This window comes from Desulfosarcina sp., from assembly GCF_055467485.1.
Window position 1 is genome coordinate 1 of the sequence record NZ_JBUOIV010000069.1, and the last position, 21,494, is coordinate 21,494.

A 21,494-nucleotide genomic window follows, 5' to 3' on the forward strand; every position below is an offset into this window, starting at 1 on the left:
TCAATCAACATCGTTAATTCGCCTGGTTTTTTCCCTGTCAGCGACCATTTTATGCCCTTAGGACGGCCGGTTGTCCCTGATGAATAGAGCATATCCAGCCCTTGCATTTCATCGCTGATAGGGTGTTCAGGTAAATCTGCGCAGGCAGTTTCCCAGCTTTCATAGCCCGGAATGACGCCCCCGACCATATACCTGTGTGTGACATTAGGCATCCTGGATGTGAGCTCGGCTGCAACCTCTGCCATTGCGTATGAAGTAATAAAAACTTTAGCCTTACAATCATTAACGATATATTCAATTTCATACGGAGTGAAATAAGTGCTTGTCGTTGTATAATATAGACCGGAACGATCTGCACTATAGCAGATCTCGAGAAAGTTACGGTTGTTCTCCATGAGAATCACAATATGATCACCGGTCTTCAGACCACAGGACCTTAAGAGGTGGGCCCCTTGATTGGACCTGGATTCGAGTTGCCCGAAGGAGACCGTTTCACCGGTATGGCACATTTTGTAAGCAATGGTATCGGGCGCGGAGCGTGCGATTCTAGTAGGATAAATCATTAAGACACCTCTTCCTGTATTGTATCTAAACCGATGCTTCGATCATGTTCCCTGGCCGGACCATTTTGGGGCAAGCTGACTTTGGGCAAATTCCTGCGCAGTTTGCATTAGGTCCGCCTCGTTTTTTTTCAGAACCGTCACCTTAATAAATCTCTATTAAGTATAATATCCCAGGAGGTTATTGGTAAAACGCCGGACAGAATAATTAAAGTGGTTGTATTTTTAATCCGTGAGGTGCTTGCAACAAATAAATGCTATTCAATAATTTATGTTGCATAATCCATTTTTCATATATATAAATATTTGTCAAGCAAATAACAAAATTATTTTCAAAATTGCTAACCACTTGTTTTATTATCTTATTATTAATTTCAAGTACAGGAGGAATCCAATGGAAACATTCAAGGCTTTTAGGGTCCACAACGAAGACGGCAAGATCAATTCTCGATTTGAACAGATGTCGATCGATCAAATTGGCACCGGCAACGTCGTGATCAAGGCCGCTTATTCGAACATCAATTACAAAGACGCTCTGGCTGCTACGGGTGCAGGGCGGATCATGAAACGTTTTCCGTTGGTTGCTGGCATCGACACTGCCGGGTACGTTTATTCTTCGGAAGATTCACGCTTCAAAGAGGGAGATCCTGTACTGGTCGTCGGACGTGGCTTAGGCGAAGAGTATGACGGAGGTTTTTCCGAGTTTGTCAAAGTGGAAGGAGACTGGATTATCCCTTTGCCGGAAGGATTGACGCTACATGACGCGATGGCCATTGGAACCGCAGGTTTCACGGCTGCCTTGGCCATTCAGCGAATGGAGGATAATTACCAGACTCCTGAAAAAGGCACCATCCTGGTAACCGGAGCTACCGGAGGTGTTGGCGGCATGGCAACGTCCATGTTGTCTGGTGCGGGCTATGATGTGGCGGCTCTTACAATTGATGGAAAAGAAGAGTATTTAAAATCAATTGGTGCTAAAGAAATTCTCGATGCTAACACGTTAGAAATGGGCGAGCGTCCACTGGAAAAAGGATTGTGGGGCGGTGCGATCGATGCTGTGGGGGGCAAAACTTTGGCATGGATTACGCGTACGGTAAAAAACTACGGTAACATCGCTTCGATCGGTTTGGCGGGTGGTCACGATCTGGTCACGACGGTGATGCCATTTATACTGAGAGGTGTGAATCTGCTGGGGATCAATTCTACCTATTGTGCGGACGAATTGAGGAAAAAGGTATGGTCACGTTTAGCAACCGACTTAAAGCCCGCCGCTATGAATATCATCGTTTCACGTACTGTCGGATTTGATGATATGCCGGATCTATTCAGCGATTTTATAGATGGTAAAATCACTGGTCGCACCGTGGTGGAAATTAATCCTTAATGAAGCTTTCCGGAACGGTCTAAACCAGCACCGATAAGCTGATAGTTTATCATCATGAAGATGCCGAGTCTAATGTTACCCTTGGGCAATTGATAATATGGTAGACTTTTTTTTAATCTAAATATCGAACTCATTCGTTTCGGGAAAAGCCATCCAGGCACCTCCTCCTCCCGCTGAGAACCGGTTCATAATTCATGAACATCAAAATCATGATTATGACCGGTTCTTCTTTTTTGATTGTCATAACAAACCTTCACTCAAAACCAATTCCACATACCTGCTATCTATTTGTTATTTCATTTAAAATTGACACAACACAACATCTTGGTGTGGTCGAAGATCAACCAGAATTCCATTTTTTGGCAACATGCAACTCTCACCCTGCCGTTTTACGTGGCATACACGAAACAAAGCTTTATTGGGTACCTTGAGTTTGGAGACGGTGCTAAATTCATTTCTGATTGATCCTTGACCCGCGCAACAAATCCATTCTATTCATAAATATAAGCGATTGCTAACATTTCTCCTTTTTTTTCCTGAACAGCTTAGGCAATTATGACTATTTCATCGGGAACCAACGGCTATCGATTCAACCGAACGAGAGTAAGGTTTCTTCCCTGAATATAAAAATCTACATCAGCACTAATAATATAGTCCAGCCACTGAAGATAGGATTAAAACCTTGAAATTAAAATTTGAGCTTATTTTCAAAGACCGGGTAGGAATTGTTGCTGATATTTCAGCTTTGATTGCCCAGCAAGGGTTGAACATCGTCTCCATGGAGGTTGTCAGGGAGGCTGAAAAAGCCAAGGTCTATGTGGAAGCCGAGAACGGAGTGATGAGTTCACACCGGCGGGAAATGTTCAAGATTCTGGACAGGATTCCAGACCTTATCAAAAGCCGGTTTATCGATACGCTTCCCCAAGAGGAACGGGAAAATCGATTTAGGGTCGTGTTGGATAATATCAGCGACGGAGTGGTCTCGATTGGGAAAAGCGGCCAGGTGACTACCATCAATAAAATAGCCCTGGAGGCCTTAAACCGGCAAGCTCAGGAGGTCGTAGGCAATAACGTTAGGGCGCTGAATCTTCCTGACCACACCATCCTCGAATGTCTTCAGGGGAAAACATTTAATAACGCAAAAAAAGATCTTATCACCGAAAAGGGGCGTTTCCAGTATTTGGCCACCAGCAGACCTATCAAGGATTCGGCCGGACACATCATCGGCGCCGTTGAAATCGCCAAGGATGTTCAGGAGATTAAAAAACTGGCCCAATCCATTACAACCCCCGGCGACATTGGTTTCAGTGATATTGTTGGACGCCATCCATCTATCATCGCAGCCATCACGTTTGCTAAAAAAATCGCCGGCACCGATTCCATCATCTCCATCAGAGGTGCCAGTGGTACGGGAAAAGAGCTGTTTGCCCGGGCTATTCATTCCGCCAGCGGTCGAAAAGGTTCTTTTGTTCCCATCAATTGTGCGGCCCTTCCCGAGCAGTTATTGGAGAGCGAGCTGTTCGGGTATGCCAAAGGTGCTTTCACCGGTGGCCGGAAAGAGGGTAAGCCAGGGCTGTTTGAAATCGCTAAAGACGGGACTGTTTTTTTAGATGAAATTGCCGAGATGCCGATGCGTTGTCAAGCTAAAATCTTACGGGTGATACAGGATAAATGCGTCCGCAGAGTCGGTGGTTCGGCAGAGATTCAGATCGACACCCGAATCCTGACCGCGACCAATCGAAATCTTGAGCAGCGGGTCGAGCGCAAAGAATTCCGCCAGGATCTGTACTACCGCATCAATGTCCTACCCATTCATATTCCACCTTTGAAAGAACGACGTGAGGACATCCCACTTTTGGTAGAGCACTTCCTGTTTCAACTTGCCTCAAAATTAGGTGAACAGATCCAAGCCATTTCCCCTGATGGCATGGATAAGCTGTTGCGACACGACTGGCCCGGCAATGTCAGGGAGCTAAAAAATGTTGTCGAGCGTGCCGCCATCTTGTGCGACGGCAAGCAGATTGATGTCAATTGCATCATGTTCAGTCACGAAATCGGGCAGGCAATTAATCCGGATTTCTTTCAACCAGTCAAAGCAGTGCCGGGAATACGACCACTCAAGGAAGCAGTGGCAGAATATGAGACCCGGATTATCAACGACACGTTGGCCGTTTCCAAGAGCATTCGGGAAGCTAGCAAACATCTGAAGATATCTCATACCGCTTTATTAAATAAGCTTAAGAAGTATAATATCATAATGGTAACAAAACGGACCATTGGAAATAAACCCCACCAAAAAGATATTTTTATTTAAATTTGGATAGATAGATCTGGATCGACCCAATTATGGTTTGATTTATTACCATTTAGAAAATCATCAACTTGAAAGTCCTCTCTTTTTCCTGCAGCAAAGCGATGCATTGCCTTTAAAGCAGGACATAGCCAATAAGATTGTAATAACCAATTTTATCAAAAGGTTGAAATTTTGCCAGATTTCCGGCTCAAAGTGAATGCCATTCACTTCTTCAATTTTGCTCTTTTGTCGATAATTTTGGCAGACATCCTGCAGAAGTAGTCGCCAACGCTTGCTCACCACCCGATGCTGCCCTCCACGTCAACTGATTGAAAGAATTTAAATCTGGAACCGGTTAGGCAATGAAGCGCCTGAACCACGATCCACCAAAAGAAAACCCAAAAAACAGAGGAGGAACCCATGATTGTTGGAATTCTAAAGGAAATCAAGGCAGAGGAGAACCGCGTGTGTATGACTCCGGCAGGAGTCGAGGTCATGACGGCCAATGGCCATTCGGTGCTTGTCGAAAAGGATTCTGGCAACGGCAGCGGCTTCGATGATGCCATGTACACCAAAGCAGGGGCAGAAATAGTAGATACGCCCAAAGCGATTTTTGATCGTTCTGATATGGTCATGCACGTCAAGGAGCCGCTGCCATCAGAATACGAGCTGATCCGGGAAGGGCAGATCGTCTTTACCTACCTGCACCTGGCAGCGGCTGAAGCATTGACCCAAGCACTGATCAAAAGCAAAGCGATCTGTATCGCCTATGAAACCATTCAAAAGCCCGATCGTTCGCTACCCCTTCTCACCCCAATGAGCGAAGTGGCCGGACGCATGGCCATCCAGCAGGGAGCCAAGTACCTTGAGATGGCTCAGGGCGGTCACGGGGTGTTGCTGGGCGGGGTGCCGGGCGTGGATCCAGGCAACGTGGTCGTGATCGGCGGAGGTGTCGTCGGCGTGAACGCGGCCAAGATGGCATGTGGTCTTGGCGCCAAGGTATATATCTTGGACATGAACCTGGATCGGCTGCGTTACCTGAGCGATGTGATGCCTGCCAATTGCTTTCTTTTGTATTCTAGTCCGGCAACGCTCAGGGAACTGATCAAGACAGCCGACGTTGTCGTCGGCGCGGTGCTGGTGACCGGAGCGAAGGCACCCAGACTGGTCACTCGAGACATGCTCAAAACCATGAAGCCGGGTTCGGTCCTGGTGGACGTGGCCATCGACCAGGGGGGGTGTTTCGAAACCTCCAAGGCCACTACCCACGGCGATCCCATTTACGTGGTTGACGGCGTAGTCCACTACTGCGTGGCCAACATGCCCGGGGCCGTGCCGCGAACGTCCACCATGGCCCTGACCAATGCCACCCTGCCTTACGCCGTGGAAATCGCCAACAAGGGCTGGAAAGCGGCCATGCAGGAAAGCGATGAAATCAAGCTGGGGGCCAACGTGATTGACGGCAAGGTGACTTATAAAGCCGTTGCCGAGGCGTTTGGTTTGGAATACGCTACTGTTGACAGCCTGCTTTAACGCAGCCGATCCGTAACGCATGATACCCCCCTCTCCGGGTATCATGCGTATCTTTTTTGAGAAAGTACGCCAACCTAATTCGATTCACAGCTGAAATATTAATTTCAAGGAGGAATCGTCGATGTCATCAATCAAAAGATATTTCTCTGCAATAGCGGTTATGGTAGCCCTCATCGGATCGGGATCCGCCGCTGCCGATGTGAAAATTGGATTTCTTGCCGGATTCACAGGCCCGCTTAACAGCCTGGCGCCAGGAATGTACAAAGGCGCCAAACTCGCGGCCAAGCATGTGAATGATCAGGGCGGCATTTTAGACGGTCAACAACTGATCATGCCGAGCGGCGATTCGACCTGCTCGGATGTCGCCGCGGCTGTGGATGCCGCCATCCAACTCATTCAGGATGAAAAAGTATTGGCCATTGTCGGACCGCTGTGTTCGGGTGCGGCAATGGCCATATATAAAAATGTGACGATACCCGCGGGCATCACGGTGGTGTCCCCATCGGCAACCTCTCCTGCGATCACATCCCTCGATGACGGTGATCTCGTGTTTCGCGTATCCCCTTCCGATGTTTACCAGGGCAGCATCATGGCTCGACTGTTATTATCCAAGGGGATCAAGCATATTGTCGTTACCTACGTAGACAATGAATGGGGGAAGGGCATTTCCGCAGAACTCTCCAGCGCTTTCGAGGCTGCCGGTGGTAAGGTAGCCGGGAACATGGCCCACGAAGAGGGCAAAACGGATTACCATGATGTTATCCGATCGCTGTCGGCCTCGGGCGTCGATACGTTGGTCGTGCTGGCATATGCAAACGGTTCCGGTCAGACAATACTTCGCCAGGCGGTGGATAGCGGTGCTTTCGACCAGTTTGTCGGTGGAGACGGAATGGCTAGCAATACCCTTATCGCAGCCATAGGAAGTGACAAGCTCAGAGGAATGATTGTGACCAAACCGGGTGCCCCGGATAGCACGGGATCGAGAGTTTTTAACAAATATGCCTGGGGCAGCGGTCTGAACCCGGCGGGGGCATTTGTCGGGCAGTCCTATGACGCCGCTTTTCTGCTTGCCTTGGCCATTGAAAAAAACGGTAGCGCGGACCGTTCCGGGATAGCTAAGGCATTGCGAGCAGTGGCGACGGCTCCCGGGGAGGTCATACTGCCGGGTGAGTGGGCCAAAGCGAAAGCATTGATCAAGGCAGGCAAAGCGATCAACTATGAGGGCGCCACCGGCAGTCTCGATTTTGATAAAGCCGGTGATGTGTCCGGAGTGATTATTGAAATGGGCGTTAATGTCAGAGAGGGCTCATTCATTGAATTTGGCCAGATAAAGTAGCCGGAGATTAAGATCGTGTAAACTGCCATCAAATTTCACCAGTGTAAAGGAGGCCCAATGACGGATACAATATTGATAGGCATTGACGGTAGTAAAGCCGGCGAACATGCTGTAAATTTTGCCGTCTCACAAGCCAAATCCGGCAATACAGGTCTGGTTGTCGCCTATGTGGTTGAATGGTCACCTTATACCTTTAACACCCCCGAAGAAAACGAACAACGTCATCTGCGTCGCAAAGAAGAAATCAAAATAGCCAGGGAGAGGGTGCTGGACCCGGTACTGAAGTCTCTCGAAAGCCAAGGCATCAAGACGCTCGGCGTTGTCCGTCATGGTCAAGTGGCCGATGTCTTGCTCCAAGTAGCCAAAGAAAATGGGGTCGGACATATTGTTGTCGGCAGGATCGGCCATTCGGGGATCAAATCCTTGCTTTTTGGAAGTGTGGGCAGGAAGCTGATACAGCTTGCCCACATCCCGGTAACCATCGTCCCATAGCAACAGCATGATTGGCCTTCCTTATTGTTTGCTTCTTTGCATGATGGAATAAGAAATCATACAAGCCTTCGGCAATATGTTGTTGTTTTTAAAAAACCGCCAGGGCTTTCTATGAAGCTTATCCGACATACTGAAAAGGAATTATCGTCATGAAATATAAAGCCATTTCGATTTTAATAACGGCGTTTACCTTGTGTGCGCCGGTGGCGGCCTTCTCTCAGGACGCCGGGGGGGGGATCGATCAAAAGATCAGTGGAATTTTCAACACCGTGTTCGGGCCCTTCGTTTCATTCATTTTCTATTCCGTTTCGATCAATGGGGTCAGTTTCCCACTGATCGTCGCTTGGCTGATCCTCTGTGCGTTGATTTTGACGGTATATATGGGGTTTGTCCAGTTCACGGGTATCCGGCATTCTATCGACCTGCTTCGCGGTGTCTATTCAAATCCCGAAGACGCCGGTGAGGTATCGCACTTTCAGGCGCTGGCCACAGCCTTGTCCGGCACGGTGGGGCTGGGAAATATCGCCGGAGTTGCGGTTGCAGTCAGCTTGGGAGGACCCGGCGCCACCTTCTGGATGATTGTGGCAGGACTTGCCGGTATGGCCTCAAAATTTACAGAATGCACATTGGGCGTCAAATATCGTGAAGAGTTCCCCGACGGACATGTTTCCGGCGGCCCGATGCATTATCTGAGCAAGGGTTTAGCGGAAAAAGGAAAGCCGGGTCTTGGCAAGGTGCTTGCCATATTATTCGCCATTATGTGTATCTTCGGCTCTTTTGGTGGCGGCAACATGTTTCAAGGAAACCAGGCCCATCAAATATTCGCCAATACATTCGGTATATTTACCGATTCCGGCTGGTTGTTTGGGCTTATCCTGGCAATTATCGTCGGTGCCGTTATTATTGGCGGCATCAAATCCATCGCCAAGGTAACGGAAAAAATCGTGCCTTTGATGGCGATCTTATATGTGGGTACCGCCCTGGTGATTCTGTTGGCGAACTTCACAAAAATACCGACTGCATTTTTACTCGTTATTAAAGGGGCCTTCGCACCCGAAGCCATTGCCGGCGGGATTGTGGGTGTTCTGATTCAAGGGCTGAAGCGCGCTGCTTTCTCAAATGAAGCCGGCATCGGTTCGGCAGCGATCGCACACTCCGCCGTTCGAACCAACGAACCTCTCACCGAAGGGTATGTGGCGCTTCTGGAACCGTTCATCGACACGGTGGTGATCTGTACTATGACCGCTCTTGTCATTGTCATAACCGGCGCCTACGCCGATTCAGCGGGAATGACCGGTGTAGCTTTAACCTCGGCCGCGTTCCAGTCCGTGTTCCCCTGGTTTGGCGTCATACTCGCCATCGCAGTACTTTTGTTCGCTTTTTCCACGATGATCTCCTGGTCCTACTATGGATTGAAATCCTGGACCTATTTGTTTGGGGAAAGCCGGATGTCGGAGTTGGCTTTTAAATTGATCTTTTGTGTGTTTGTCATTGTCGGATGCAGCATGAGTCTGGGACCGGTCATCGATTTTTCAGATGCGGCGATTTTTGCCATGTCCCTTGGCAATGTGGTCGGCTTGTATCTTTTGATGGGAACCGTAAAAAAGGATCTGAAAGACTATCAGGCTCGAATAAAATCCGGAGAAATCCAGCGTTATAAATAAACAGGCGTTGCGATTATACATAAAATACATGGGAGTTGTTAATGTCGGGTGTGGTTGTCTTCAATTTCCAATCGTGTGAGATACACCTTATGGAGATCGGGCATCGATTTTGACAACGTTGGGGTAAAGGAGGCAGTAATGCACAAATCCGATGATTTTAAAGATACAACATTGCCTGTTTCTTTTGAAGACACATCCATCGCGTTTCAGAAGAAGTCAGATAAGGAATTATTGCTGTCCTATTTTATCTTTAGACTGACCAAAAGCCCCTTTCTGGTAAAATTCCTTTCCCAGGCTCCAAAACTCACCTTGGCGATGGGGTTGCCTGTCAAACCAATTATCAAATCTACCGTATTTAAGCAGTTTTGTGGCGGTGAGAAGGAAGGTGAATACGCTGATGTGGTCAGGCAATTGGGCCAGTCTGGAATCGGCGCTATTTTAGATTATTCTGTTGAAGGAACCGAGGACGAAACCGGTTTTGAATCCACGAGGAGAGAGCTGTTAAAAATTATTGAAAAATCTAAAACAAACCCCGATATTCCCTGCACATGCATGAAAATGACGGGCATCGGTCCATTCGAACTATTTAAAAAAGTCACCGCTGACGTTGCCCTTACTATTAGAGAACAACGCGAGTGGGACAAGGTAAAAAACAGGCTCGAGACGATTTGTGAAGCGTCTTTTAATGCGGACAAACCGATCTATATCGATGCAGAAGAGAGCTGGATCCAGAAAGCCATAGACGATCTTGCCGAAGAGATGATGGTCCGGTACAACCAGAGCAAAGCCATCGTCTATACCACCCTTCAGCTATACCGATGGGACCGCAATGACTATTTTTTCGAGTTGATCCAGCGAGCCCGATCCAAAGGTAATAAACTGGGCATAAAAATTGTTCGTGGTGCCTATATCGAAAAAGAGCGCGAACGCGCAAAGCGTTATGGATATAGATCCCCCATCAACGCTACCAAAGAGGAAACAGACAGAGAATATGACAAAGCCGTGGAAATCTTCATTGACAATATTGACGTGGTTGAAATTTGTGTGGGCACCCACAATGAAGTCAGTTGTAGATTGCTGATAGAACTCATGGCTAAAAAGGAGCTGCCTAATGACCACCCGCATATCTATTTTTCACAGTTATATGGTATGAGCGATAATATCAGCTTCAACCTCGCAAATTCAGGATATAATGTCAGTAAATACCTTCCTTATGGACCGGTTGAGTCAACGCTACCCTATTTGGCCAGACGCGCTGAAGAAAATACAGCGATTGCTGGTCAGATGAGTAAGGAGCTTGAAATTATTGTTAAGGAACGAAAACGCAGAAAGGCTGAAAAATAGTTTCGAAGAATTCCAGGTGGTTTACTTTACTGCTATTGTAGGTGTCGGTCGGTAACAGCGTTTCGTAATGTAGTCCGTTATGCATAAGTTTCAGCCACTGTATTAACGGACCTATCCAAGACAAGCTACGCCATTCCCGGTGACGATGTTAATTTTGAAGATGCGGCTATAAAAAAGGCGCATTTCATTCACTATGATTGAAATTTCTTGTTGCGGGAAAAGCCATCCAGTTACCTCCGCCTCCCGCTGGGAACTGGTGCATAATTCATGAACATAAAATGCCGGTTCTCTTTGTGTATATGATAACAAAGCTGCCAACAGGCCTGATAGCAGACATACTGCTATTAGGGTTCTGTATTAATAATGCAAAATTGGGAAAGGCCAACCGCTACAAATGGTGGTTGGCCATATTCGATGATTAGTTGGTTTTCAATTTGCTATCACAGGTAAAAAATGATGGCGGATTTCACTGGTACTCTCCATCATATGCAACGCTTGAAAGACGCCAAGAAAGTTATGATATTCTCACTCGAAGTCGCAACTTTCTTTTCAATTCTGACAATTGAACCCTCCCCGCGGCAAGCCGTGGGGAGGGTTCACCGTAAGGATAAAAAGCCGATTTTCAGTTCGCTTGCTAACCCCGTCGTAAGCGACGGGGAATGCGCTCGCTGCAGCGGTTCAAGTATCAGTCAGGAGATCTTAACGTCTTAGCCGCCTCACCGCCTTTATCACCACGTTAACCGCACGATCGATTTGTTCGCCATTGGTCATCCGCCCCGTGGAAAACCGGACGGTGCCTTTGGCCCACGCCATGGGTACCCGCATGGCTTCCAGTACGTGAGACAGATTGACGGTGTCGGAATGACAGGCCGCACCGGCGGAAGCGGCCACCTCCAGGCCGATCTCTTCGAGTATCCGGTTGGCCTCCAGCCCCTTGAATGAAAGGCTCAGGGTGTTGGGCAGACGGCGTTCGGGGTGGCCGTTAAGGCGCATCTCCGCCAGCCTGTCGGCCAACCCTGTGTGCAGCCGGTCCCGCATGGCCTTCAGGTGCCGACCGGCATGATCGAGGCTGCGTTCGGCCATCTCGCAGGCCTTTCCCAATCCTGCTGCCGCCATGACGTTTTCGGTGCCGGCCCGCCAGCCCATCTCCTGGCCTGCCCCGTGGCAGAATTTTTCGGGCAGCAGCCCCTTTCTCACGTAAAGCGCGCCGATACCCTTGGGGGCGTATAGTTTATGCCCGGCCACAGAGAGCAAGTCGACGTTCATCGACTGAACGTCGACGGCGATCTTGCCGAGGCTCTGGGCCGCATCGGTGTGCATGCATATCCCTTTCTGCCTGGCAATCCTGGCAATTTCGTCGATCGGCTGAATCGTTCCGACCTCGTTGTTGGCATGCATGACGGAAATCAAGATGGTTTCCGGGCGGATGGCGGCGGCCACATCGTCCGCACTGACCATGCCGATCTCATCCACATCAACAAACGTGGTCTCAAAGCCTTCTTTCACCAGGTAACGGCACACGTCCAGCACCGCCGGGTGCTCCACGGTGCTGGTGATGAGATGGCGGCCCTTTGCTTTCAGAGCCCGGGCCATGCCCTTGATGGCGTGATTGTTGGATTCGGTGCCACCCGAGGTGAAAAACACCTCTTCCGGCTGGCAGCCCAGCAGGCCGGCCACCTGCCGCCGGGCCGCCTCGACGGCCCGCTTGGGCCGGATGCCGTACCAGTGCGAACTCGACGGGTTGCCGAATTCGGTTTCCAAAAATGGCCGCATGACCGCGATCACTTCCGGGTCATGGGGCGTGGTGCCGTTGTAGTCCAGGTAGATGGGTTGAATCATGATAGATGACCGATTGTTGGCTGTTTGGTTTCAGGTTAACGGGATATCGGAATCAAACGCCCGCCAGTCCCAGGGGGGGGCTTGACCGCCTGACATGCCGATATCCGGCCAGGGCCATTGCAGCGGGATTGGACTGGCAAGCAGCAGGCGGTCGCCCCGCGTGGGGTGTTCCACCATCAACTGGTACGCCAGAAGGGCAATCTGCCGGTTGGGGAGCGGCGTCGCGGCACCATAACGCAGGTCTCCCAGGATCGGATGCCCCATGTGGGCCAGCTGAATGCGGATCTGGTGACGCCGGCCGGTTTCCAGGGAAACCTTCAACAGGCTCTTTCCGGAATGCCTGCCGAGGACCGTGTAGCGCAGTCGGGCCTCCTGGCTGCCATCCGTGGGTGCCGGGACCACACGGCTCAGGCGATCCCGTCGTTCGATGTGATCGATCAACCGGTCAGCCTGCCCGGACACCGATCCGCCGACCACGGCCAGGTACTGCTTATCGACCGATCGTTCCCGAAACTGCCGGGACAGACGAGCCGCCGCCTTGGACGTGCGGGCAAACAGCACGACGCCTGCCACCGGCCGGTCCAGCCGGTGAACCATGGCCAGAAACACGTTGCCCGGCTTGTGGTACCGCTCCTTGAGCCATCGTTTGCCCAGGTCCTGCAGGCACACGTCGCCGGTACGATCCCCTTGCACCAGCAGCCCCGATGGTTTATAAACCGCCAGCAGATGGTTATCTTCATAAATGACCGGCCAGCGGGGATCAAAAAAGCAAAGGGGTCGGGTTTTGCAGGCGGTGGGGTTCATGACGTTGTCCGGTTCCCGGGAAATGACACGACAACAAGGGCCTGTATATTCACTATTCAGGAGTAACACGTGAAGTCAGCAGGTACAAGGCCTTCTCAGACCACAGGGACCCGCGGTCGCCAAAAGGCTCCCGGACCGGCACAAATGGACGCCCTGCTTCAAGGCTGCGGGATCCGTCTCGCGCCCTCCCAACTCAACCAGCTGTGGACCTACCACCAGTTGTTGCGGCGACACGATGCGGAACTGAACCTCACGCGGATCCGCAATTTTGAAAACATGGTGCTCAAGCTCTATGCGGATTCCATCCTGCCGGCCCTGCACGCGCCACTGCCCTCACCCCTGCTGGATCTGGGCTCCGGTCCGGGCATGCCGGGAATCCCGCTTAAAATCTTCAGGCCGGACCTGCATATCCTGCTGGCTGAAAGCCGTCAGAATCGCATCGATTTTCTAATAAGGGCCACCGCTGGCTTGGGCCTGCCCGGTCTGGACGTGGTGACTCGGGGAATCGCCCCGGATTACGACCGACCGGTGGCCGGCGTGATCACCCGGGCCGTCGAACCCATCGGCGATACCTTGGCGCGTGTTGCGGGCTGCCTCGTGCAGGACGGCAGGGTCATCTTCATGAAGGGACCGCGATGCGACGAGGAGATCGAAGAGGCTACAAAAACGTTTGCGTCGGCCTATACACTGGCCGACGACATCCCCTACCGGATCCCGCATACCCCGCATCGGCGCCGGCTCGTGGTCTTTCGGCGCACGGTCAAGCCCATCTCTGCCGGAGCTGCCATGCAGATGATGCAAAAGCATCGCATACGGGTCATTGAAAGCGAGAGCAACGCGATTTTCAAGGATCTGAAAAAGCTTTTAGGCGGACGCGGCGTCAAGAAGCAGGGGCAGACCCTGGTATGCGGGACCCGGCTGGTGGCCGAGGTCATGAAACAGGCCCCGCAGCGGTGCCTGGCCTGGATCAGCAACGGCAGCCGCCAGCAGCCGCCAGCCGATGCTTCCGGCAACCTGGAATGGATTCAGCTGGCGCCGGAACTGTTTCAGACGGTGGACATCTTCGGAACCAAGCACCCCATCGTTCTTTTCGATATCCCTGCACCCGCCCGATGGCGGCCGGAAGACAGCCGGCGTTGCGGATGCAGCCTGCTGGTTCCGTTTCAGGACCCGGAAAATGTGGGCGCCGTCGTTCGTTCTGCCGTGGCATTCAATGTCGATCGAATCGTTCTGCTTGCCGAAAGCGCCAATCCCTTCCACCCCAAGGCGGTGCGCGCCTCGGCCGGGACCGTCTTTTCCGCCAGGCTCTTTCAAGGCCCCGCTTTGTCCGAGATTCCGCCGGACCTACCGGTGATCGCTCTCGCTGCATCGGGCCAACCACTGGCCCAGACCCGGTTTCCCGAATCCTTCTGCCTGCTTACCGGCATGGAAGGACCCGGATTGCCTTCCCGGTGGCAGGCGGATACCGTGGCCATCCCCATGGCGACCGGCGTGGAATCGCTGAACGCGGCAGTCGCCACCGCCATCGCCCTCTACGAATGGCGTCGCCGGTAACCCCGCCGGCCCGGAACAAAAAAAGGGGGAGCGTCACGCTCCCCCTTTTTGACATAAACACCCCACTGAATAAAACCGACTATTTTCGTCCGCTATACTCGTTGTAAGTCATGGCCACCGTTCGATACACAATGTGGGCCAGCTTGGAAAACGGGGTATAGGCGAAAAGGCTCCAGATGAAGATCAGGTGCAGAAAGTAGATGAAGGCCGACAGGTCATACAGACCACCCAGGCGCAGCATCTGGGTCAGCATCCCCGTTACGCCCAATGCCAGCACCAGGCCCACCAGGTACCAGTCCCAATAGCTCGATATCTGATCTTTTTTGGCCAGGCGGTTTTTCAACAGTAGGATACCGCCAATCACCAGGGCAATGCCGCTGATGTTGCCCAACCACTTGACCGGGTTGATCTGGCGGTATGGCCCTTCGATGTGGAAAATCCACTCGGCGGCAAAAAAACAGTTGGTCACGATGAACAGGCCGATAAAGCTGAAAAGCACCATCATGTGCGCAGTCGACCGTTCGCGGTTTTCGGTGCATTCGTTGAACTTCTGGTGCTTCAGGATCGTCGGCACCGTTTTGATCAGGGCCTGGACAAACCCGGCCGGATCGATTTTCTCCTTGTTGGTCTTGCCTTCCTTAACGGCATTGGCGTGCATGTCGGCCAAAAATCGTTTCAGCCCCAGGGCAAAAACAGCCACGGCGCCGAAAAAGGTGGGGATCATGATGATGTCCACCAGGTAGTTGCCGATGTAATCCGCCTGCCACAGGTGGTCGCCGGTGGGGTTGAAATTGAGCCAGTCCACCCCCACCATCTTGAGCAGCAGGCCCACCACCAGGAAAATCACGGCCGGAATGGCCAGCAGGATGGGCAGCTTCTTAGGGTCACTGACCATTTTGGCCAGGGCTTTGGGGGTTGCATATTCGATGATGGTGGCCGCGCGCACCGCTGCCAGTACGTCACCGGGTTGGGCGCCGCGGGGGCACAAGGTGGAGCAATCGCCGCAGTTGTGGCACAGCCAGACGTCGCCGCTGCCGATCAACCGGTCCTTCAAACCCCAGGATGTGGCGATCATTTCTTTTCGGGGAAAGGGTTTGTTATCCGGAGAGATGGGGCAGGCCACAGCGCAGGTGGCGCACTGATAGCACTTTTTGACATCGGCTCCCCCCAGTCTGCTAACTTCTTTGATAAAACCCACATCGGGATCGACCAGGTATGAATCTGCCATGGGTAACCTCCTCACTTGGCAAAAAATGGGTGGGAGAGGCGGTGATCACCGCCTCTCCATCGTATCACAATTAGAAGCCCTTGAACGGGTTGGGACCCAATGCCTCGATGGACTCCACGAAATCATTGATGATCTGCGGAATCTTGTCGTAGTCGTCAATGGCCACTTCAAACTGGGCAACCCGCTCGTTTTCCAGAGCCAGGCTGGCCAACGCATCACCGATTTTCTTCATTCGGATTTCGGCCAGTTCGGAGCCTTTGACAAAGTGGCACTGGTAGTCGTCACCGTGCTTGCAGCCCAGCAGGAAAACGCCGTCCATACCCTGGGACAGGGCATCCTTGATCCAGATGACGTTCATGGAACCCAGGCAACGAATCGGAATCAAACGCACGTCAGCCGAGTAGGACAGCCGATTGAGGCCGGCCATGTCCAATGCCGGGTAGGCATCGTTTTCGCAGACCAGGCCCAGGATGCGGAACGGCGGTTCCGAGTAGTCGTCTTCGGACGGTACGCTCACGGCCTTGACCATGGAGCCGACGCTGTCGATGTTGTAGTCGGCAAATCCGATAATCCGCTCGGGACAGGCCCCCATACAGGTCCCGCATCGCCGGCAGCGCGTGGGGTTGGGTTTGGGGGTGCCCTTTTCATCGTCGTCGAGGGCGCCGAAGGGGCACTCTTCGGTGCAGCGCTTGCACTGCGTGCAGCGCTGGAAAAAGAAGTCCGGGAAGGTCATGTCACCGGAGCGCGGATGCACGCTGACACCGCGGTTGACCGATTCCAGGCACTGGATGGCCTTCAGCGCCGCACCGGAAGCATCTTCCATGGCCTCTTCCATGGTCATGGATCGACGAACTGCCCCGGCAGCATAAATACCGGTCCGTTGGGTTTCATAGGGAAAGCAGATGAAGTTGGAATCCGCATATCCGTTGAACAGACCAATATCCCGAAAACCGGGACCCTGGCGGTAAGCCAGGTTGATCACCGGGTCGTCCTTGGTGACGGGAACCATGCCGGCCCCCAGGACCACCAGGTCCGCTTTGACCTGAAGCTTCTCGCCCAGCAGGGTGTTTTCGGCATCCACGATCATGCCGTCGCCGTTCTTGGCCACACCCATCACGGCGCCCTTGGTCATGAAAATGCCGGGGTCCTGCTGCAGCCCTTTGTAAAACAACTCGGAAAAACCGGGGGTGCGCATGTGCTGGTAGAAAATGAAGGCCTTGCCGTCGTCGTAGTCCTCGCGGACGTATTTGGCCTGTTTCAGCGAAACCATGCTGGTAACTGCACCGGCATAGGCAAAGTCGCTGTCGGATCCGTCCTTGCCGGGGCTCTGTACGAAAACAACCGACTTGGCCGGTTTGCCATCCGAGGGACGAATGATCTTGCCGGCCCTGGCGATCTCTTCGAACTGGTGGTTGGTAATCACGTCGGGCAGTTCACCGTAGCCCAGATGCGCATATTGGTCGCCTTTGAGATTGTCCGGGCGCCAACCGGCAGCCAGAATCACGGCGCCGAACAGTTCGCCGTCCGGATCGAGTTTGAGGATGTCATTCTTGCCCTCGTTGTAAGCCAGGTAGGCTTCGTGCTGCTTCTCTGCGTCCAGCTCCTTGCCGCTTTCGTCCACCTTCATCTCCTCGGGCAGCGGAAAAGGAACGTCGAAAGGGATCTTCTCCCCGGGTTTCTTGAGGGTAACGGTAAACTCGCCGGGCTGACCGGCGATGCGGGCAACCTCGGTCTCGGTTTTAACGGTGATGTTGGGAAGCGACTCCACCTCCGCGATCTTGGCCGCCACCACCGGCGGGATCAACGCATCGTACGGTGCGGAAACCGGAACCTGCTTTCTCACCTTGGCTGCATATCCGCCAAGGGCCGCTGTTTTTTCGACGATGGTAACATCGTAGCCGGTCTTGGCCGCGTCAATCGCTGCGGACATGCCGGCAATACCGCCGCCCAGGACCAGAATTTTTCTGGACAGGTTCTCCACCACATAGGGCTCCGGCAGCTTGATCTTTTCCACACGGATCATGCCCATCTTGATGTAGTCTTCGGCCATCATCTGGACGCGGTCGAAGTTGTCCTCGTCGTCCTTTTCTTCTTCGGTCAGCGCCGGAAAATCACTGCGCGGGTGGGACCAGACCACGCCTTCGCGCAGGTTGACCCGATCCACGATGCAGCCGTCGAACCGGAAAATGTCGAAGTTGACCCGGCGGGAGCAGGCCGCAATGACCATGGCGTTGGTACCGTCGGCAACGTCTTTTTTCAGTAACTCAACCCCGTCCTTGCCGCAGAGGAAAGGATGTTTTTTGACGGGCACACCCTCTTCTTCCGGAACCGCGCACAGGGCCTTCACATCAAGGGACTCCCCGATGCCACAACCTTCGCAGATATATACACCGTACTTTTTATCCATGGGTTACCTCCTACCTTTTCACCAGGGTTTGAATGGCTTTCAGAGCCATGCCGGTCGCATTCTGATTGGATGAAATCACATCTGCCGGCTTGGTGGCGCAGCCTGACGCAAACATGCCGCCTTTGGCAAAGTCATTGATGAAGAATCCGTCATCGTTGGTCTGCAAATCGGCAGGCAGTTTGGTGTTGGCGGCGGTGGGCTGCATACCCGTGGCCAGAACGGCCATTTCCACCGTCTGGTGAATCTTTTCCCCGGTGACCGCATTTTCGGCAACCACGGTAATGTTCTTGGTGGCCGGGTCTTCGCTGACCTCGGCGACTTTTCCCTTGATCAGGATGACATTCTGATCTTCTTTGATCTTGTTGTAGAATTTTTCGTACCGGTCGCCGGGCGAGCGGATATCGATGTAGAAGATGTAGACCTTCGTGTCGGGGTACTGCTCCCGGATGTAAGTGGCGTGCTTCAAGGATGCCATGCAGCAGATATACGAGCAATAGGGCAGGTGATTTTCATCCCGTGAACCGGCGCACTGGACGAAAGCCACGCTTTCAGGGGCCTTGTCGTCGGACGGACGGACGATCTTGCCCTGAGTGGGTCCGGTTTTGGAAGCCAGACGCTCCAGCATCATGTTGGTGATGATGTTGTCATACTGGCCGAAGCCCAGGTTGTCGATCCGGTGGGCGTCATAAGGCTCCCAGCCGGTGGCCCAGACGACGGCGCCCACGGGCAGGTCGACGGTTTTGGCCTGCATCTCAAGGTCTACCGCATCGTATTTGCAGGCTTCCTTGACCTTGGTGGCGTCGTCGGTGCCGATGATCTGCGGTGAAATGACGAATTTGGCCGGGAAGGCCATTTCGAAGGGCAGATAGGCGCCCTTGGTTTTGCACATGCCAAAATTGAACTCGTCGGACACCTCGATCTGGCAGGCCGCGGCGCAGTCGCCGCAACAGGTGCAGTTCTCGTTCACATAGCGGGGATTGATCTTTACGCTGACGGTGTAGGCGCCGGGCCCGCCGGCTACCTTCTCCACCTCGGCCAGGGTGAACACCTTGATCCTCGGGTTGTCCTTGATCCGCCGAAAGTTGATTTCCAATCCGCAGGTCGGAGGGCAAAGCTTGGGAAAATATTGATTCAGCTGTGCAACTCTTCCACCCAGATAAGGATTCTTTTCGACCAGAAACACTTCATACCCCACTTCTGCGGCCTCGATCGCCGTGGTCAGACCGGCGATGCCGCCGCCGACCACCATAATGCTTCCACTCGCAGGGGCTGCGTTGTCGTTTGTCATGCTATCCCTCCGTGCATCAACGTTTCTATTAAGGTCAGGAAAACAATGTCAATGAAACCATGCCGTCGATTTCGGGTAATACCCTTTTATTGAAACTGGAAACGGGGAGCTGGAAACCGCGCTTTGGAAATATCCGGGCTTCCAGGTGCCTGTTTCACGCTCCAAGGAAAAGCGACGGGCGCGTCCGGGGCATCCTGCAGTTAGACACGGTGCTGTCCCAGATGGGTACTACCCGAAGACAAAAAGAAAACCATCATTCCGGTAATAAAAACCTCCAGGTGCCGCAAAGGCACCTGGAGGTGTGTTGCTATTCGACTAGAACATCCGTCGACATTCCATTAGTCCGGGATAATCTTGATGTATTCTTTTTTGAAGACATCCCATTCCTTCTTTTCCGGATCGAACTTGGAGTCGACGAAGCAGAACCAGTTCTCGTCATCCTGTCCCGGATAGTCCGCCTGGTAGTAGAAGCCCGGGTAGCGGGTTTCTTTGCGGTACTGGATGTGGCGCAGGTGCGCTTCCACCGTCCAGATGCGGTGTTCGATTTCCCAGCATCTCATCAGCTCGTGCAGGTCACCGGCAGCCATCTTGGCGCAGTCTTCGCGCATGGTTTTCAGCAGGTCCATGACGATTTCCAGGGACTTGCTGGTGGTCATGTAGTAGGTGGCCGTTCCGGCACCGTACTCGTGGGTGGCCTTCATCAGGCGGTACATCATGCCGTTGGGCTTGATGTAGTTGGGGTTGATGTCGATGGCGGTGGTGTAGTCCTTGTGATCCAGGAAGGTGCGAACCGGCTTGTAAACCAGGTCGACCAGTTCCTGAGCAGACTGCTTCAGGGTCGGGGTGAAATCGGCGAAATCCGACGCGTAGCGCACCATCTGCTTGGCAGCGATACGGCCTTCGGCATGGGACCCGGAAGAGAACTTGTGCCCGGAGCCGCCCACGCCGTCACCGGCGGTGAACAGACCTTCGACGGTGGTCATACGGTTGTAGACCTTTCCGTTGCGGGCTTTGATCTTGTAGCTGTCCGGTACCCAGTCATAGTCGGGGCCGGAGGTCCACAGACCGCAGCAACCCGAGTGGGAACCCAGCAGGTAAGGCTCGGTGGGCATGACTTCGGAGTTTTTCTTCTCCGGCTCGCAGTCCTGGGCACACCACAGGTTGGCCTGGCCGCAGGTCATATCGAGGAAGTCTTCCCACGCTTCGGACTCGAGGTGCTTGAGCTCCTTCTTGTCCATGGTTTTGCCCAAGGTGGCCAGCGCGGTCACGGTGTCCATCATGATGGGACCGCGGCCTTCTTTCATTTCGAACAGCATCAGGTGGTTACGCAGACAGGTCGGAGTAATGGCAGCGGTTCCGTATGGTGCGTATTTTTCCAGTTCGGCCTTGGCGGCGTCACCGGCGGCGAAGTTTTCGCCCAGACCGTTGAGGGTTTTGGCCTTGAACAGCAGGAACCAAGCACCCACCGGGCCGTAACCGTCTTTAAAACGGGCCGGGGTGAAACGGTTTTCCATCATGGTCAGTTCGGCACCGACCTTCATGGCCATGGTGTAGGTGGAGCCGGCATTCCATACCGGGTACCAGGCGCGGCCTTTACCCTCACCGGTTGAGCGCGGACGGAAGATGTTAACAGCGCCGCCGCAGGCGACAACCATGGTCTTGCACTTGAAGACATGCACTTTGTTCTCACGGGTGGAGAAACCGACAGCACCGGCGATCTTGTTCGGTGTATTCTTGTCAAGAAGCAGTTTCACGATGAAAACACGCT

Annotated in this window: 15 protein-coding genes; 8 read left to right on the plus strand and 7 right to left on the minus strand. The window is 52.9% G+C overall.

All coding sequences use genetic code 11. The features are described from left to right. Positions 1 to 563, minus strand: a 563-nt coding sequence (locus tag ACZCED_RS21720) for an AMP-binding protein (protein WP_464861698.1), incomplete at its 3' end; no start/stop codon positions are given. A gap of 391 nt (positions 564 to 954) precedes the next feature. On the opposite strand from ACZCED_RS21720, the gene ACZCED_RS21725 reads away from it, so the two are divergent. From ACZCED_RS21725 to ACZCED_RS21755, 7 genes are all read left to right on the plus strand, one after another. Beyond that, a complete protein-coding gene (locus ACZCED_RS21725) occupies positions 955 to 1,944 on the plus strand; it encodes an acrylyl-CoA reductase family protein (RefSeq protein WP_464861699.1) in 990 nt (329 codons plus the stop codon). Positions 1,945 to 2,626: 682 nt separating this feature from the next. Then, positions 2,627 to 4,258, plus strand: a complete 1,632-nt coding sequence (locus ACZCED_RS21730) for a sigma-54 interaction domain-containing protein (protein WP_464861700.1) — start codon at positions 2,627 to 2,629, stop codon at positions 4,256 to 4,258. A gap of 399 nt (positions 4,259 to 4,657) precedes the next feature. After that, entirely contained in the window at positions 4,658 to 5,770 is a 1,113-nt protein-coding gene (gene ald, locus ACZCED_RS21735) for an alanine dehydrogenase (protein ID WP_462970994.1), read from the plus strand. A gap of 121 nt (positions 5,771 to 5,891) precedes the next feature. Continuing rightward, entirely contained in the window at positions 5,892 to 7,106 is a 1,215-nt protein-coding gene (locus ACZCED_RS21740; RefSeq protein ID WP_464861701.1) for an ABC transporter substrate-binding protein, read from the plus strand. Positions 7,107 to 7,163: 57 nt separating this feature from the next. Next, positions 7,164 to 7,598, plus strand: a complete 435-nt coding sequence (locus ACZCED_RS21745) for a universal stress protein (protein WP_464861702.1) — start codon at positions 7,164 to 7,166, stop codon at positions 7,596 to 7,598. A gap of 149 nt (positions 7,599 to 7,747) precedes the next feature. Then, entirely contained in the window at positions 7,748 to 9,262 is a 1,515-nt protein-coding gene (locus ACZCED_RS21750) for an alanine/glycine:cation symporter family protein (protein WP_462970997.1), read from the plus strand. 138 nt (positions 9,263 to 9,400) lie between these two features. Continuing rightward, positions 9,401 to 10,606 carry a proline dehydrogenase family protein gene (locus ACZCED_RS21755; RefSeq protein WP_464861703.1) on the plus strand — a complete coding sequence of 402 codons (1,206 nt, stop codon included), beginning with the start codon at positions 9,401 to 9,403 and terminating at the stop codon, positions 10,604 to 10,606. 699 nt (positions 10,607 to 11,305) lie between these two features. On the opposite strand, the gene ACZCED_RS21760 is transcribed toward ACZCED_RS21755, so the two are convergent. Beyond that, a complete protein-coding gene (locus tag ACZCED_RS21760) occupies positions 11,306 to 12,445 on the minus strand; it encodes a cysteine desulfurase family protein (RefSeq protein ID WP_464861704.1) in 1,140 nt (379 codons plus the stop codon). A gap of 30 nt (positions 12,446 to 12,475) precedes the next feature. Further along, positions 12,476 to 13,249, minus strand: coding sequence for an RluA family pseudouridine synthase (locus ACZCED_RS21765; protein ID WP_462971000.1), 774 nt, complete (start codon positions 13,247 to 13,249; stop codon positions 12,476 to 12,478). Positions 13,250 to 13,393: 144 nt separating this feature from the next. On the opposite strand from ACZCED_RS21765, the gene ACZCED_RS21770 reads away from it, so the two are divergent. Continuing rightward, the gene (locus ACZCED_RS21770) at positions 13,394 to 14,803 is read left to right on the plus strand and encodes an RsmG family class I SAM-dependent methyltransferase (RefSeq protein WP_464861705.1); all 1,410 of its coding nucleotides are present in this window, start codon (positions 13,394 to 13,396) and stop codon (positions 14,801 to 14,803) included. Between the two features lie 79 nt (positions 14,804 to 14,882). Here ACZCED_RS21770 and qmoC read toward each other — a convergent pair whose 3' ends face one another. The 4 genes from qmoC to aprA all read right to left on the minus strand — a co-directional run. Beyond that, positions 14,883 to 16,031, minus strand: coding sequence for a quinone-interacting membrane-bound oxidoreductase complex subunit QmoC (gene qmoC / locus ACZCED_RS21775; RefSeq protein ID WP_464861706.1), 1,149 nt, complete (start codon positions 16,029 to 16,031; stop codon positions 14,883 to 14,885). Positions 16,032 to 16,101: 70 nt separating this feature from the next. Continuing rightward, positions 16,102 to 18,438, minus strand: a complete 2,337-nt coding sequence (locus ACZCED_RS21780) for an FAD-dependent oxidoreductase (RefSeq protein ID WP_464861707.1) — start codon at positions 18,436 to 18,438, stop codon at positions 16,102 to 16,104. Between the two features lie 10 nt (positions 18,439 to 18,448). Beyond that, positions 18,449 to 19,726 (minus strand): CoB--CoM heterodisulfide reductase iron-sulfur subunit A family protein, encoded by a 1,278-nt coding sequence (locus tag ACZCED_RS21785; RefSeq protein WP_464861708.1) that lies wholly within the window; start codon positions 19,724 to 19,726, stop codon positions 18,449 to 18,451. 338 nt (positions 19,727 to 20,064) lie between these two features. Continuing rightward, the coding region (gene aprA, locus ACZCED_RS21790) for an adenylyl-sulfate reductase subunit alpha (protein WP_464861709.1) at positions 20,065 to 21,494 on the minus strand (1,430 nt) is incomplete at its 5' end.

Excerpts from the sequence above, each read along its gene's own strand:
- ACZCED_RS21725 (WP_464861699.1), top strand. The coding sequence starts at position 955 with ATGGAAACATTCAAGGCTTTTAGGGTCCACAACGAAGACGGCAAGATC.
- ald (WP_462970994.1), top strand. The coding sequence starts at position 4,658 with ATGATTGTTGGAATTCTAAAGGAAATCAAGGCAGAGGAGAACCGCGTG.
- ACZCED_RS21740 (WP_464861701.1), top strand. The coding sequence starts at position 5,892 with ATGTCATCAATCAAAAGATATTTCTCTGCAATAGCGGTTATGGTAGCC.
- ACZCED_RS21745 (WP_464861702.1), top strand. The coding sequence starts at position 7,164 with ATGACGGATACAATATTGATAGGCATTGACGGTAGTAAAGCCGGCGAA.
- ACZCED_RS21750 (WP_462970997.1), top strand. The coding sequence starts at position 7,748 with ATGAAATATAAAGCCATTTCGATTTTAATAACGGCGTTTACCTTGTGT.
- ACZCED_RS21755 (WP_464861703.1), top strand. The coding sequence starts at position 9,401 with ATGCACAAATCCGATGATTTTAAAGATACAACATTGCCTGTTTCTTTT.
- ACZCED_RS21760 (WP_464861704.1), bottom strand. The coding sequence starts at position 12,445 with ATGATTCAACCCATCTACCTGGACTACAACGGCACCACGCCCCATGAC.
- ACZCED_RS21765 (WP_462971000.1), bottom strand. The coding sequence starts at position 13,249 with ATGAACCCCACCGCCTGCAAAACCCGACCCCTTTGCTTTTTTGATCCC.
- ACZCED_RS21770 (WP_464861705.1), top strand. The coding sequence starts at position 13,394 with ATGGACGCCCTGCTTCAAGGCTGCGGGATCCGTCTCGCGCCCTCCCAA.
- qmoC (WP_464861706.1), bottom strand. The coding sequence starts at position 16,031 with ATGGCAGATTCATACCTGGTCGATCCCGATGTGGGTTTTATCAAAGAA.
- ACZCED_RS21780 (WP_464861707.1), bottom strand. The coding sequence starts at position 18,438 with ATGGATAAAAAGTACGGTGTATATATCTGCGAAGGTTGTGGCATCGGG.
- ACZCED_RS21785 (WP_464861708.1), bottom strand. The coding sequence starts at position 19,726 with ATGACAAACGACAACGCAGCCCCTGCGAGTGGAAGCATTATGGTGGTC.